General features: G+C 54.1%; 10 protein-coding genes and 1 tRNA gene. 7 read left to right on the top strand and 4 right to left on the bottom strand.

Translation table 11 applies throughout. The features are described from left to right. The first annotated feature begins 23 nt into the window (after positions 1-23). Complete coding sequence (locus JOD69_RS22130) at positions 24-671, top strand: hypothetical protein (protein ID WP_086132772.1); 648 nt, start codon at positions 24-26, stop codon at positions 669-671. Positions 672-786: 115 nt separating this feature from the next. Here JOD69_RS22130 and JOD69_RS22125 read toward each other — a convergent pair. The 3 genes from JOD69_RS22125 to mscL form a co-directional block, all read right to left on the bottom strand. After that, positions 787-863, bottom strand: a tRNA-Pro gene (locus JOD69_RS22125). Between the two features lie 103 nt (positions 864-966). Then, complete coding sequence (locus JOD69_RS22120) at positions 967-1,929, bottom strand: cation diffusion facilitator family transporter (protein WP_086132773.1); 963 nt, start codon at positions 1,927-1,929, stop codon at positions 967-969. An 8-nt stretch (positions 1,930-1,937) separates the two neighbouring features. Further along, positions 1,938-2,384 carry a large-conductance mechanosensitive channel protein MscL gene (gene mscL, locus JOD69_RS22115; protein WP_086132774.1) on the bottom strand — a complete coding sequence of 149 codons (447 nt, stop codon included), beginning with the start codon at positions 2,382-2,384 and terminating at the stop codon, positions 1,938-1,940. A 214-nt stretch (positions 2,385-2,598) separates the two neighbouring features. Between mscL and JOD69_RS22110 the strand changes: the two genes are divergently transcribed. Continuing rightward, complete coding sequence (locus tag JOD69_RS22110) at positions 2,599-3,420, top strand: hypothetical protein (RefSeq protein ID WP_077732219.1); 822 nt, start codon at positions 2,599-2,601, stop codon at positions 3,418-3,420. Positions 3,421-3,508: 88 nt separating this feature from the next. Here the strand turns inward: JOD69_RS22110 and JOD69_RS22105 are convergent, their stop codons facing one another. After that, a complete protein-coding gene (locus JOD69_RS22105) occupies positions 3,509-5,905 on the bottom strand; it encodes a tetratricopeptide repeat protein (RefSeq protein WP_210024293.1) in 2,397 nt (798 codons plus the stop codon). 332 nt (positions 5,906-6,237) lie between these two features. On the opposite strand from JOD69_RS22105, the gene JOD69_RS22100 reads away from it, so the two are divergent. The 5 genes from JOD69_RS22100 to JOD69_RS22080 all read left to right on the top strand — a co-directional run bounded on the left by JOD69_RS22100 (position 6,238) and on the right by JOD69_RS22080 (position 15,213). Continuing rightward, positions 6,238-6,825: a polysaccharide biosynthesis/export family protein gene (locus tag JOD69_RS22100; RefSeq protein WP_133719016.1), complete on the top strand. Its 588-nt coding sequence runs from the start codon at positions 6,238-6,240 to the stop codon at positions 6,823-6,825. Between the two features lie 75 nt (positions 6,826-6,900). Continuing rightward, positions 6,901-8,220, top strand: a complete 1,320-nt coding sequence (locus JOD69_RS22095; protein ID WP_210024292.1) for a hypothetical protein — start codon at positions 6,901-6,903, stop codon at positions 8,218-8,220. A gap of 17 nt (positions 8,221-8,237) precedes the next feature. Further along, complete coding sequence (locus JOD69_RS22090; protein ID WP_210024291.1) at positions 8,238-9,989, top strand: GNVR domain-containing protein; 1,752 nt, start codon at positions 8,238-8,240, stop codon at positions 9,987-9,989. Between the two features lie 109 nt (positions 9,990-10,098). Further along, positions 10,099-10,887: a CpsD/CapB family tyrosine-protein kinase gene (locus tag JOD69_RS22085; RefSeq protein WP_077732214.1), complete on the top strand. Its 789-nt coding sequence runs from the start codon at positions 10,099-10,101 to the stop codon at positions 10,885-10,887. Positions 10,888-11,775: 888 nt separating this feature from the next. Beyond that, positions 11,776-15,213, top strand: coding sequence for a DUF748 domain-containing protein (locus JOD69_RS22080; protein ID WP_086132779.1), 3,438 nt, complete (start codon positions 11,776-11,778; stop codon positions 15,211-15,213). The last annotated feature ends 45 nt before the right edge of the window (positions 15,214-15,258 follow it).

Genomic DNA, 15,258 nt, shown 5'->3' with positions numbered 1-15,258 from the left:
GGCAAAATCCGAGAGGAGAAAAGATGGGCGGTATCGGTAGCGGGCGACGCTGGCAAAGCGGGAAGAACACAACAAGCGATTATCGGGCGCTTGATGTGCGGCGACTACAACGGGACAGGCTGCTGAGATCGGGCGAAACCTTCGCCTGGCAATGGACACGCAACGGGCAAGAAGTGGCATCTATCCAGATTAGAGTGGAAACCAACCGCCTAATTTTGATCTACCGGCACCGGAAAAACGACGGCGACTGGCAACCGATGGAATATCCGGTTTATCTGGAATGGACACCCTGCAACTACGGCGGAGGTCGGGCATGGTTTCTTTGTCCCGCCGCGGGATGCGGGCGGCACGTAGCCCTGCTGTACATCGGCCGTGCGGGCATCTTCGCCTGCCGGCACTGCTATCGGCTGGCTTATGCCTCCCAGCGGGAACCCGACGACGATCGAGCGGCACGGCGGGCGGACGCTATCCGGCGGCGGCTAAGATGGCAGCCTGGCATTCTGAACGGCAAAGGCAGCAAACCCAAAGGCATGCACTGGCGGACCTTTTCACGACTGGAAGCTCGGCATGATGCCTTCGTCCATGCATCATTGATGGGAATGGCTACACGCTTACAGCTGATGGATCGTGGACTGGCCGACCTGCGAGATGATCTGACCGATGATGGTTGAATCTGTTTCGCAAAACTGGGATAGCTTTGCGATTGGTTGGGATCAAAGTTGGGATCAAAAAGCAAAAGGCCGGTTTGGTACCGGCCTTTAACTTATCTAAATCCCTGATTTTATTTGGTCGGGGCGAGAGGATTTGAACCTCCGACCACCTGCACCCCATACAGGTGCGCTACCAGACTGCGCTACGCCCCGTGAAGGCGACAATAATACCGCGTTTATGAATTCTAAGCAAAATCCGAGAATCGCCGATCGCGTAGTTGGTTTCAAACCGGCGGTGCGGCTTTATTCAATCCGCTCACCTTGCGGCATGATGGTTATCGGCGTGTTGATGGCGGCCGTAATGATTGATGTCACAGTACAGGGAATCCGGATCGCATCCTTCGCACTCGAGCTGTAAGGTGCAATGACCGATGCCGTAATTGCTCCGGATCATCTCCTTGATTTCATGTTGTATTAACGCGGCCTGGCTGATCAGAACGTCGTCGATGACGATATGCGCCGATAGAAAGCGAAAACTTTTCGAGATGCTCCAAACATGGAGATCATGAACGCCCTTTACGCCTTCGACTTGAAGAAGATCGCGCACCATGGAGCTCATTTCGATATCGCGAGGCGTGCTTTCCAATAAAATGTCGACGGTCTCTCGCAAGATCACCCAAGCGTTCCAGAGGATGAGCAGACCGATCAGGACACTGGCCAAGGGATCGAGCCAATAAAAGCCGGTAAACCAGATTCCGATGCCGGCGAGGACCGCTCCGGCCGTCGAAAATACGTCTCCCAGCAAGTGAATAAAGGCGCTCCTGATGTTTAAATCGTGCTCGGCGCCGTGGCTGACCAACCATGCCGTTACGACATTGACGACGAACGCCGCAGCGCCGACGGCGATCAAGATGTCGGCGGCAACGGGCGGCGGAGACACGAAACGTTCGTAGGCCTCATAAAATATTCCAGCCGAAATCAGGGTCAGCGTCGTGGAATTAATGAGGGCGACAAGAATGCCGACACGATGATAACCAAAGGTTTTGCCGGCATGGGACGGCTGCTCGGCCAAATGAAGCGCATACCATGACAGCACCAATGCAAGAACATCCGTCAGGTTGTGTGCCGCATCGGTCAATAGCGCCAAGCTGTTCGCAATCAGCCCCGCCAGGACTTCAAAGACGACGAACGCGATGGTCAGAGCGGCCGAGAGTCCCAATCGGAATTTTGCACGCCCTCCGATCGTATCGACATGAACATGCGTGTGTCCGCCCGCCACGGCCTGACCTATAACTTAAGCTCGGATGTGCATTGAGGGCAGCGTGTCGCCTTCAGTGCGACTGCCGACAGGCAATAGGGACACTCTTTTGTAGCCGGAGCCGCAGACGGCGCTTCACGCCGCAATTTGTTGATGCTCCGGACCAGCAAGAAAATCGAGAAAGCCACGATCAAAAAACTGATTACCGAATTGAAGAAAACGCCGTAATTGATGGTAACGGCTCCAGCCCGCTTGGCCTCAGCCAGAGACGCGTACGGGCCGGTTGTTGCACCATCCCTGAGTACGACGAAAAGATTCGAAAAATCGACATTCCCTAACAACAAACCAATTGGCGGCATGATGACGTCGTCCACCAACGATTTTACGATGGCACCGAAAGCAGCCCCGATAACGATGCCCACCGCCATATCGACGGCATTGCCACGCATGGCGAATTCTTTGAATTCTTTTAACATCTGGTTATCTTCCTTATGGAACTGGTTACGTCTTGACGCAATCCTAAAATCACCCCGCCGATTGTCGCAAGTCGAATACGCATGTCACAATGCGTTCTACCGTTCCATTCTAACCTGAGTTAGACATCCATTATTTGCTTGCCGCATTTAGACGAGGACACGACAGCTTCGATTCGTCTATCGAGCGGTAAGCGAACACCTCCGGAATCTCCGTATGCAATATCGAAAATTTTTCAATCTGGCCCTAGTAGCCAATCTCGTTTGGCTCTCTCCTTCCAATGCGGACAGCACTATCGAATTCAACGTGGAAGAAGGACAAAAGAGGTCTGTTCAACCGGTTGTCGTCAAAGATGGCCAAATTATGGTCAAAGGCGCCGGCGGCGATCGCAATCTGGACATTTTTTATCAGCGGGCAAATGAACAGCTGGTCTTGATCGACCACAAGAAGCAGCAGTTCACGCCGATAACCGAAGAAAAGATCGATCGGATTGCTCGTCAAACCCAGGATCTTCAACCGGTTCTTCAAGGTTTGGGCGATCAACTCAAGAAACTGTCACCGAAGCAACGAGCTAAATGGGAGGACATGCTGGGAGGGATCTCCATAGACCAGCTCGGTTCCGCCGAAAATCCGGCGAATGACTCGCGCCTCGTAAAGACGGGACGGGCCAAGCAAGTGGCCGGCATCAGCTGCGAACAGCTGGACGTACTGAAGGGGGCGACCAAGCTGGCAGAAGTATGCCTCGCGAATCCATCATCGATGCAGTTATCCACGGATGATTACGCAACGATTCGCTCGCTGCTCGCTTTCACTCAGCGAATAGCCGCAAAAGCACAAGGCTTCGCGAGCCAGTTCGGAATATCGCTACCGCCGATCGAACTCAGCGATTTGGCCGGCGTTCCGGTCGAAATGGTGGACTTTTCCGGCAAGCATCCCACCGTTATGGCTCTGAACCGGATAACCGACTCGATATCCCCCGACGATCGTCCGCAGGTGCCTTCCGGTTATCAGCCGCAAGAGCTTACGCTTTGGCGGTAGCCCATTCGCATTCCGACCGAACGATTCGGCTTTGACCACCGTGGTGGGAATCCGGGTTTGGAGCATTGACCCCGAACCCGGATACGCCTCAACCGCCGTCTGTGGCTAAGATCAATGCGCTTCGCGCATCTTCCAAACCGACGAACTCCTTGCCCGAGTTCACCGCTTTTTGAAGATGCTCCACAGCTGCCGCACGCTCGCCTTTCTTGAGGTAAATCATACCGAGGTGGTATTGGTAAATCGGCACGTCCGGAGATTTCTCGGCGGCTTTCAACTGTAAAGGCAAAGCCTTTTCGTACGCACCCTTTTGGTAATAGATCCAAGCCAGCGTGTCCCAGAACACCGGCTCCTCGGTCTTATCGAACTCCTTCGCAAGCTCGAAAGCCCGATCGAGCTTGTCTTTCCGAGAATGGTCAAGGCTCAGCAAACTGGCAAGATTGTTCCGGGCGAGCATGTTGCCGGGGTTTAGCTTGAGAATGGTTTCGTACTGTTTGATCGCGTTTTCATAGTCCCCGGAAATTTCATAGACCCGCGCCAAGTTCATGAGGACGGTGGGTTCCCCAGGCAGTGCTTCGAGTGCCCGATGATAGGTTTTGAGCGCCAGGTCCCGTCTGCCCGTTTGTTCGTAATAAGCGCCGAGATTTGCATAAGGGAGCAACCAACGGGGGTTGGACTGAATGGCCATGTTCAGAAACTTGACGGCTTCCATTTCTTGCTTTTCGCCCAGGTAATACAATCCCAGCAATTGGTGGGCACCCGCATGTTTCGGATTGTTGCTGAGAACATTGGTGATTCGTTCCACGCCCTTTTCGGCCTGCCTTTTTTCGACATAACTTCCAAAAATCGCTTTCAGAATCTCATAATCGTTTTTGGATTTTCCAAGCGATTCCTCATATTCGGCCAATGCCAAGTCATATTTTTTCTGGCTCTGATAAAGCTTGCCCAAAAGGAAGCCTCCGGTTGGATTTTCCGGAAACTCCGCTTTGATCCGCTTCAAAACCGTCTCCTGCTCCGCAGTCCTCCCGGCTGCCGCCAAAATTTCCGACTTGAGCACCAGCGCATCCAGACTAGCCGAGTGCCGTTTTTGGAACTCGTCGATCTTTTCCAGCGCTAACGAGTAATTCTTTTGCCCCGCCAAAAAGTCGATCAGATTCTTGTATGCCTCGAATTTATCGGGATTCGCCGCCACGGCTTTCTCGAGACTTTCTTGCGCGAGCACCGGCTTACCGTCGAGCGTATGCGCAGCGGCCAACAGCTTGAGTATTTCCCACGAATCGGGCTGATCTTTGAGCAACGAACGAAAGGCCGCGACCGCCTTTTGGCCATCCTTGCGGAATAAGGCAATGCGCCCCCGTAGCAAGAGCCCTTGGCGGTCCCCCGGATTCGCCTCCAGAACTTCATTGATCCATGTAGCGGCCTTGTCGACTTGTCCTTCGGCCAAAGCGAGCAAGGCCAAACGGTTTTTCGCTTTCAAGGCATCCGGAGCATATTTTTTCAAGGCAATGATCTCTCGATAGAGCCGCTCTGCTCTATCGGTTTCCCTGCGTTGCTCGTGAAGCCTCGCCAAGGCGAAGCGCAGGTCCGGTTTTTCTGGATAAGCCTCGATCGCTTCGGCAAGCTCGGTGACCGCCTCGTCGGATTTGCCGGATTTTGCCAAGAATTCCGCAAGCAAGATGTAACGCTGACTGTCGTCGCGGCTGGCCTGAATGGCTTCGCGATAGACCCGCTCCGCGTCGCTCCAGCGTTTTTGTCGAATATAGAATTCGGACAATAGTTTCCGGTGCTCCAGGTTGGCGGGATCGCCGGATATCATCTCTTTATAGATATTTTCGGCCTTTTCGAGCTTTTTCATCTGAGCGGCGAGCTTGGCCAGCCCCGTTTGCAGCGAGGTATCGCCCGGATTTGCGCTTACTCCCTGCTCTAAAACTCTCTCGGCTTCATCGAGGTTGTTCTGTTGACTGTGAAGCATCGCCAAAACGAAAAACGCCTCGGCGCGGGACGGCTGCTCCGCCGTGATGCGGCTGAGTTCGTCGATAGCAGCGGCTTGATCGCCTTTGAGACTCGATAAACCCGCTTTCACCATTCTTGCATCGATATCCTCGGGCTTAACGCTCAAAACGGCACTCAACAGAGCGTCGGCTTTATCGAGCTGCTTGCCCAGCATATAAAGTTTCGCCAGCCTGACTTTGACGTCCAGGTCGTTCGGATCGAGCTCGCCGGCCTTTTGATAGAGGGCGAAGGAATCCCGCCAATTCTTCTGCGCTTCTTCTATTTGCCCCAAATAGAAGTAAGGCTTGGAGACCTTCGGATCGATCTGCAAGACGTTTTTGAACTCGATCTTGGCCTTATCGAAGTTCCGCTCTTCGAGGTATTTTTTGCCTCGCTCCAGATGCTCCGCCTTGCGCTCTTCGGCACCGCCGCACCCGGTCAGAACGTTGATTACACTCAGTGAGAGACCTAAGAAAGCTAATGTCCTGATCAGCATGGATATCGTCCCTAATGTATTTGCGGTTGAAATCAGCTCGATTTCTCGATCTCGAGCACGATACAGCGGACTTCCGGAAATTCGCCAGGTTTCCCCTGGGGCGTGCGGGCGCATCGCCGCTCCGAGAGTCCTGATGACAACAGCTTTGTAACGCGAAAGAGACCGCAGCCATCTCCTTGGCTCCATCTCCTTCCGCAATCTGGATTGTTACGGGCGTGAAAAATGTAATAAGCTGTAGTATTCTCCGACTATACCGTTACATACGGTCATGGTCCATGGGATACGGACCGATTCATCCGTCCGGTCTCTCGTAACATCGTGTAGATGCGCATATGAAAAATGGATTTTTGGCTTTTGCGCTAACCCTTCACTTCGCCTTCTCGGTATCCGCTGCTCAGGCTCCTGCCTCCTTATCGGCCGACTCATCGGCGTCCGTGCCTCCCGATTATATCGTCGGCGCCGGGGATGTTCTGGAGATCTCCGTCTGGAAAGAAGACGGGCTAACGAAGCAGACCTTGGTACGTCCCGATGGCGGAATTACCTTCCCTTTAATCGGTGAGTTGGCAGCGGGAGGTCTGACCGTCCGTCAGATCAAATCCGAAATCGCCAAAAGACTCTCCGATTTCTTTGCCGAGCCGGAAGTCAGTGTCGCTGTCATCAATTTGAACCACAAGATTTATGTGGTTGGCAGAGTCAACAAGCCTGGTGAATTCATTACCCCGAATCAGGTTTCGGTCATGCAGGCGTTGTCGATGGCTGGCGGCCTGACGCCTTTTGCCGACGATGACGATATCAAGATCATACGCCGGATAGGCGAAAAGGAGGTGGCGTTACCCTTCGACTACGATGAAGTCGCCAATGGAAACGCGTTGGAGCAAGACATCCTGCTGCAAAGAGGAGACGTTGTAGTGGTTCCGTGATGTCGCACGAGTTATCCCTGTATCGATCGACGAAATTCCTGACGCTGCCGACTCGTTTGATTGGCTCTGACAGCCATGCATAACGCAAAACCGGTCAACGCCATAAGCAATAAAGGACGAGGAAACCCTCCACTCTACATCACGTGGATCATCGGATTACTTATCGCAACGGACGTCAGTGCAGTGGAATATACCTTCCAAGCGGATGCCAACGTGGAAGAGGAGTACAACACCAATATCTTTCTCACACCCGGCCCACATACCGATGTCTGGGGCACGAAACTCGGCCTGAACACGCAATTCTCGGCCGCTGAAGAAATATGGAAGCTCGACGGAAGTATCCGTCTCGACAATTATTTTTACGATCAAAAGGGCTTGAATACCCTGAATCAATTCGTTTCCTTGACCGGCAGTTATTTCGTCACCGAGCGTAGCCAATTCGCTCTTCGAGGCGATTACATCAGGGATTCGAGCCGAACTTCGTTCATTGAAACCAACGATCTGGTATTCGAGCAAGTCAGGAGAAACAGGCAAACGATTAACCCGTCGTGGACATATTATTTGAGCGAAGACACCCGGCTTGGTCTGAACTATCAATATGACAACACCGAATATCGGAACAACGACAATACCGCCTTTCCTCATTATCAAATCCATTTCGGCTCGGTCGGTGTGGTTCATGAATACAGCGAATACTTAAAGATGAATGGTTCGTTCTCCTACACGAGCTATTCGGCACCGGAAAGCACGACTTTCATCCCAGGAACCTTGGATTTCCAAATATTCCGTGTTCCCGGAACATATGAAAATCGCACTGAAGAAATCATGATCGATTACGCCACGGCCATCGTCGGATTCTCCTATTCCATCGACGAAACATTCGACGTCAGCCTTGCCGCCGGCGGCCAATACAACAAGACCGAAGCCGGCTCCCGAACGATTTTCAGAACTGCGTTCGGTGATCCGATACTCGATGATGGTGAGCACATCAGCAGCAGCTCTTTGACTTATCTGATAGACGCGCGCGCAACCAAGCGCTTCGAAGTGGACGAACTGAACCTCGACTATGCGCACACGGTCAGCCCGAACATTTACGGGAACTTGATCGAGGCTGATACGGTCACGCTAACTGGAAAGCACAAATTTACGCCGACACTGACCGGCTCGGCTCAATTTTCTTACACGGACCGCAAGACAGCCGACCAGCGCAACGTAGAGCTCAATCGCCAACTTTTTCGTGCCAGGAGCGAACTGATCTGGAATTGGAGCGAAAATTGGTCAGCGATCGCGTCGTATCAGTACAGTCGACAGGAGATCGATGTCATCTCGAATATTCCCGAATCACACGCCGCTTATCTGACCATCCGCTATCGATGGGATAAGCTACAGTACTGACCGATAGCGAGGGAATCATGGAAGAAAAAGGACTTCACGACTACATGGCCGGGTTCAAGCGCAGCAAATCCCAATTTGCGGCAATTCTGACCGGCATCTTGTTTCTGACCCTCTTGCTCGCCGTCCTGCTTCCGCCGACTTACCGCTCCACCGCAACGATTCTGATCGAAGAACAGGAAATACCGCCCGAGTTGGTACGCTCGACCATCACGACCTATGCCACGCAGCGGCTGCAAATGATCAGCCAGCGGGTCATGACGCGCAGCAACCTGAACAAAATTATCGAGAAATTCGACCTATACGCCGACGCGCGGCACCGGCTAACGGAAGAGGAAATCATCAAGCGAATGCGTGACGATATAGCACTGGACACGATCAGTGCCGACATTATCGACCCTCGTACCGGCAGGCCGTCTACCGCAACGATTGCCTTCACGCTGGCTTACGATAGCCGCAATCCGGATCTCGCCCAGCGCGTTGCCAACGAAATCACTTCGCTTTACCTGGAGGAAAACCTCAAGACTCGCACTCAAAGGACCGCTGAAACCTCGGATTTCCTCAAGGAAGAAACCAGGCAGATGGGGGATTATGTTTCGGTCTTGGAGAAAAAACTGGCCGACTTCAAGGAGCAGAACCTGAACAGCCTGCCCGAACAGAAACAAATCAATATCGAGCTCATGGATAGAACCGAGCGCGAATTAATGCAGATTGACAATGAAATTCTTTCCCTCGAAGATCGGAAATTCTATCTGGATGGCCAATTGGCCCAAATAAAACCCGATGTTCCGGTCATATCTTCAACCGGAGAGCGCATTCTGAGCCCTCAGGACCGGTTGAAGAGTCTCAAGACGGAGTATTTGGCCATGGTAAGCCGCTATTCTGACAAACACCCCGACGTCGTCAAAGCTCGCTTGGAAATCGCTTCGCTCAAAATGGATGCAGGCGACTCGGACAGCGGGTTGGAAATGGCCAAGCATCTCGCCCAGCTGGACGGTCAGTTAGCGTCGCTCCGGGAAAAATATTCCGAAAATCACCCGGACATCGTCAATTTAAGAAAACAGATTTCCGCATTGGAGGCGGAACTGAGAAAGGCGCAAACGACCCGCGCAGTCCGGGACATTGCAGCCAGCCAGCCCGAAAATCCTGCCTACATTACGCTGCAAGCCCAGCGTGACGGCGCTCTTCAGGATTTGCGGGTTCTGAGACAGCGGCGCGAGGAAGTCAAGGCAAAACTCGGCGCATACGAAAGCCGATTGCTGCAAAGCCCCAAAGTGGAACGGCAATACCTGGAGCTGGTCAGGGATTATGAAAATGCCACCGCCCGTTACCGCGAGCTGAGGGCCAAGGCGATGGAAGCCGAAGTGGCCGAGCAGCTCGAGAAAAAAAGCAAGGGTGAGCGGTTTTCCATTATCGAGCCTCCGCTGTTGCCCGAGAAACCGATCAAACCGAACCGGCCTGCGATTGCTTTTCTTGGCGTGATGCTGGCGATCGCGGGAGGATTCGGTTACGTGCTGCTGATTGAAAACATGGACAAGTCCATACGAGGAGCGAAATTGATAACGGGGCTGGCCGGCGGACCGCCGCTTGCCGTCATCCCCTACTTCGAAACCGATGAGGATATCTCACAGCAGCAGAAAATGAGGAGCGTCGGCATGTTGGCGGGCCTCGGTTTTATCCTGCTGATTTTGGCTCTGGTCCATTGGCTCTGGATACCGCTGGACGTCCTGTGGTTCAGGGGTTTACGCAAGATGGATTCGCTTTTAAGCTGAGCTTCTGAGATTCGGTTGCGCTGCAACCATCACCTGAATCGGCCGCTTTCGACACTGACGACGGATCGGCCGGTTCCCGAAACCAACCTAACCAGGGAAGGATATAACTATGGAAAGCATCGGTAGAGCATTCGGACAACAGCAGCACCAGGATTCCGCAGTGGCCAGCCCACAAATCCCCAAGGCGGATCTGGTTTCATTGGAAAACATCCAGTACACGCAAACCAGAACCGTAACGCTCTCGAGGGAGTTGCTGCGCCGCCAACGCGTTATCGCCGGCTATAGCCCCTGTGCCTTCGTGGACGCGTACAAAATCCTCCGTACCCGGGTCCTACATAAAATGCGCGAACAGGGCTGGAACACCCTGGCGATAACCAGCCCCGGGCCGGGCTGCGGAAAAAGTCTCACCGCCATCAACCTCGCGCTCAGCATCGCCCTCGAGGCTCACCAAACCGCACTGCTGGCCGATGCCAACCTCAGAGATCCCACCATTCATCGTTATCTGGGAATCGACCCGGTCGCGGGCTTAAGCGATCACTTGATGGACAACGTTCCCATATCGAAAATCCTGATCAATCCGAAAGGCATAGGCCGTTTTGTCATTCTGCCGGGGAAACGGCCGATATTTAATTCTTCGGAACTCGTTGCCTCGCCGAAAATGGCACAGCTGGTGAAAGAACTGAAGCAGCGCTATTCGTCGCGATTTGTCATATTCGACCTTCCCCACTTAGGAACGGCGGACGCGTTGTCTTTTACGCCTTATGTCGATGCCGTGGTATTAGTCGTTGAGGAAGGGAAAACGACGCAGGACGAACTCTCCCAAGCCATAGCGGCTCTTCAAGACACCGCGCTGGTCGGTCTGGTCTTGAATAAAGCGGAAAACGGCTCGGTGGAATAGTCGCCGAGACCAAAGCTTACGCCGGACTTTATATCCTTTGCCTTGGCTGGCGAGGGAGAGGAGTTTTTTGCCTAATGCTATTCAAGCAGTTTCTTGACGCTTACGGGTGCCAAAGTCGAATAGCTTCACGGGCCAATATCAACTTGACTTTTCCGGTTCCATTCTCCGGATCGTTAAACCGTTTCCGTCTCGGACGAGTTCGAAATGACTATTCGAATCGGCGGATCTGTGCACATTATTTCCGACCAGTGCGCAGCGATCTTTAAACTCGTCGAGCGATTTTCTCGCGAATATCTCGGATTCATAAGGCCCCATTACGCCTTCCCGCGTCAGAAAGAACCATTCGGTTCTCCCGGTTGTACTATTACGTTCCCAGAAGACACGATCAGCTTTATACATGGCTTTATTTTTCTACTGTCTAGCGTTACCAACAGGTCCAACCACGCGGCAACACCTAATTAGTTAGCAACTGATTCCAGCAGATGCTCGAGACATGGGCTGAAAAAATATAACATAAGCTCTTAACGCTCGTCTTATTATAAAAACGTCCGCATAGACGTGTCGCGGCAGTATTCTGCCAACTCCGAAAGGGCTGGATAGGTGTCTTTCAATTCATATTCCCGCAAGTCATTTACTTCGCCGGAAGGTCAATCGTAGCTCTTTTTCCTGGCGGCTGCGAGGAGCAAGAATACGCTCCGAATTTCCCGCTGACGCCGGAAGAAGCTTCTCGCTTATCCTGGTCCAATATAACAATACCTTTTCGGAGGCAGGTGTTATCAAATCGAGACAAAGAGCTTGTCGGCGGCGGAAAATTAACGGCTTACATCCTTGATACTACACTTTAGCCGTCACGCTCCGCCAAACCTGAGCTAGGGAGTTTTAATCCGCATGAATCGGCTGGTCCGAATTGCTAGAAACCCGTGGATACTAACCGTCACGGCAGCGCTCATGCTTTATGCGCTTGCCGGGTTTTCACTCGTCCCCTATCTCGTGCAGCGTTATGTTCCCGAAATCGCCGCCACACAGCTTAAGCGCGATGCTTCCGTCGGCAAAGTCGCCTTCAATCCGTTCACATTCACTTTCGAAGCCCAGGATTTCAACCTGAATGACTCGAATGGCCAACCCGTCTTTCGATTTGCCCGATTGTTCGTCAACTTCGAATTGGAAAGCATATTTCGGCGTGCGTGGACGCTTGCCGATTTCCGCCTTGAAGCCCCTTCACTGAGAGCAATAGTCGAGCAAGACGGGAAACTCAATCTGGCCAAAATCGCCGAAGCCGCGCCAAAGTCCGAAGAACCCGAAAAGCCCGACGAGCCCCTGCCCCGCCTTCTCGTCAAGCATCTCGCACTGACGAGCGGTTCGGTGGAATACGCCGATTACTCGAAGGACGCCGACCTAACGGAAACTGTGAGTCCGATCGATTTGGAGCTCAATACGCTCACGACCCTGCCGGAGAAAACCGGCACTTACGAACTCGCTTTCAAGCTTCCGGACGGCGGAACTCTCGAATGGCGGGGAAATCTTTCGCTGGAACCGATTCTTTCCGACGGCGACGTACGGCTCGACGCTTTCAACTTGGCGCTCCCCTGGAAATTCCTCCGGGACCGCCTCAATCTGGCCGAACCGTCCGGCCGGGCTGCGCTGTCGGCTCACTATCGGTATAGCCAGAGCCCCGAAAAGACCGATCTGTCGGTGACCAATCTGGGGCTGACGCTGTCAGGGCTCCGCTTCGCCATGCCCGATACGGCCGATCCGATCCTCGCTTTGGAGAAGATCGAAGCCGGTAATGCCAGTTTCGACCTGGCCAGCCGATCGCTTAACGTACCCTCCTTCATCATCCAGAACGGCCAGGTCAACGCATCGGTCGACGCAACCGGGTCGTTGAACTGGCAGAATCTGGTGAAAGAGGACGCGAACGGTACCGCTTCGAATCCGGCCGATCCGCCGCCCGACGCCGAGCCCGCCCCCCCCTGGAAGCTGGCGGTCGAAAATTTCAAGATCGCCGATGTCGGTCTCGCTTATGCCGATGCCAGCCGCCGGTCGCCTTATGTCGTTTCGGTCGACCGGTTCGGTCTCGATCTCAAGGCCACGGCCGAAGTCGGCGCGGGTACGCCCAAAGCAAATCTCGACGGGCTGACGGCCGCTCTGAACGGAATCGCCCTTACCGAACCTGATTCTTCCGATCCCTTGGCCGCTTGGGATCAGTTCGAACTGGCGGAAGGGCAAGTGGACCTCGAAAAGCGCGAGGCGACCATTGGACGGGCCGCACTTAGAGGCGGCAAGGCTCAAGTCGTCCGCGACAAGACCGGTACCATTCATTTGGCCGAACTCTTCGCGCCTAAGTCGGGCGATACCGGCGCGGAAACGCCTGCTGCCGAAGCCCCTGCCGAATCCAAGGGACAGCCGTGGCACTTCGCGCTCAACACATTCACACTGGAGGGATTCGATCTCGGCGTCGTCGACCATAGCTTCTCTTCCGAAGTCGCCTACGATTTCGAGGACATCAATATCGGCCTCAAGAGCATCACCAACGATGGCGAGACACCGGTCGAGTTCGATACCAACCTCAAGGTCAAACAAGGTGGCGCGCTGAAGGCGACCGGCACCGCATCTCCCACGGGCGATCGGGCGGAAGCCAAGATTCAGGTCGACCGGGTAAACCTGAAGGCGCTGCACCCCGTGGTCGCCAAATTCGCTAAGCTCAAGCTCGAAAGCGGCGACTTGTCCACCGCCGTGGACGTGGATTTCACCCGGACTCCGAAAGGCCCGTCGGTCAAGAGCAAAGGCGTCCTCAGCGTCTTCGACCTTCTGTTGATCGAGACCGAAAGCCGAAAGCCTTTTCTGTCATGGAAGAAGCTTTCGGCAAACGAGATCGATTTTTCGCTCGAACCGAACCGTCTTTCGATCCAGGAAGTGCGAGTCGATCAGCCGGGATCGAAGATCACGATATTCGAGGACCGCTCGACGAATCTTGCCGCCATATTCAAGGAACAAAGTCCGAAGACTCCTGCGAAGAAAGCGCCCTCGCCCAAGACAACATCGAAGCAAGATTCGAAAAAACCGTTTCCGGTCACGGTGGAGCGCGTCCGCGTCAACGACGGTGTCGTCGACTTCAGCGATCTGAGCCTGGTCATTCCCTTTTCCACGCTCGTCCACGACTTCGACGGGACGATCACCGATATTTCGACGGCGGCTTCCGGCCGGACGCATCTGGCATTCACCGGGCGCGTCGATCAATTTGGATCGGTCAAGGTCGACGGTGCGCTGAATCCCATGCAGCAAAAAAAGTTCAGCGATATTACGGTGGTCTTCCGTAACGTCTCGATGACCTCTCTCTCGCCTTACAGCGCGACATTCGCCGGACGCAAAATACAATCCGGCAAGCTCGACCTCGATCTCGAGTACAAGATCGAAGACAGCATGCTGAAAAGCGAGAACAAGATCGTTTTGGACAATTTCACCTTGGGTGAACGCATCGAAAGCCCCAATGCCGTTTCCTTGCCGCTGGATCTCGCGGTAGCGGTACTTACCGACAGCCAAGGCCAAATCAACGTCTCGGTCCCCGTGGAAGGCGATGTGGACAGTCCCAAATTCCGCTACGGGAAAGTGGTTTGGGAGGCCTTCGTCACCGTACTGCAAAAAGCCGCAACCGCACCCTTTCGGATGATCGGTTCGGTGTTCGCGGGCGGCGAGGAACACCCCGACACGGTGCTGTTCGAGCCCGGCAGCGATGCCTTGCCGCCTCCGGAGCGGGAAAGGCTCAAAAAGGTCGCCGAAGCAATGGAAAAACGCCCCATGCTCAAGTTGACCATACACGGCCGGTTCGACCCCAAACGGGACGGCGAGGCGCTAAGATCGCTACACGTGCGGCAGGCCGTCGCGGAGAAACTGGATCTGGGTCTTAAACCTGGAGAAGATCCGGGACCTCTGGCGTTCACCAATGCCAAGACCCAGCGCGCTCTGGAAGACCTCACGATCGAGCGAGGAGGCCCCAGGGCGCTGGAAGAGCTTCAGGCCGCTTACGAAAAGAAGACCGGAAGGAAACCTCAGCGAGTCGGCAGAATATTGGCTCTTTTAGGCCGGGGTAGCGAGGACCAGGATTTCTATGAACGCCTGTTCGAGAATTTGGTGAATACCGCCGCCCCAATATCGACGTCCGAGCTCGAAGCTCTGGGAGATCGCCGGGCGAAAGCGATCCAGCAAGAGCTGATCGGCCTCCCCGGAGTCGATCGCACTCGTATCGGCATCGGAAAAGCCGAATCCACGTCGGACAACATCGACGGAAAAGTTCCGGCGCGGCTCGAACTGGGCGCGGTGGGCGGCTAAACGAAAATCGGGTGGAGGCGAGACAAATGAAGATGGCCGACGCCG

This window comes from Methylocaldum sp. RMAD-M (genome assembly GCF_017832375.1).
Lineage (GTDB): Bacteria > Pseudomonadota > Gammaproteobacteria > Methylococcales > Methylococcaceae > Methylocaldum.
The sequence above is the reverse complement of the archived record's forward strand: the minus strand, read 5'-3'. Positions and strand labels throughout refer to the sequence as shown.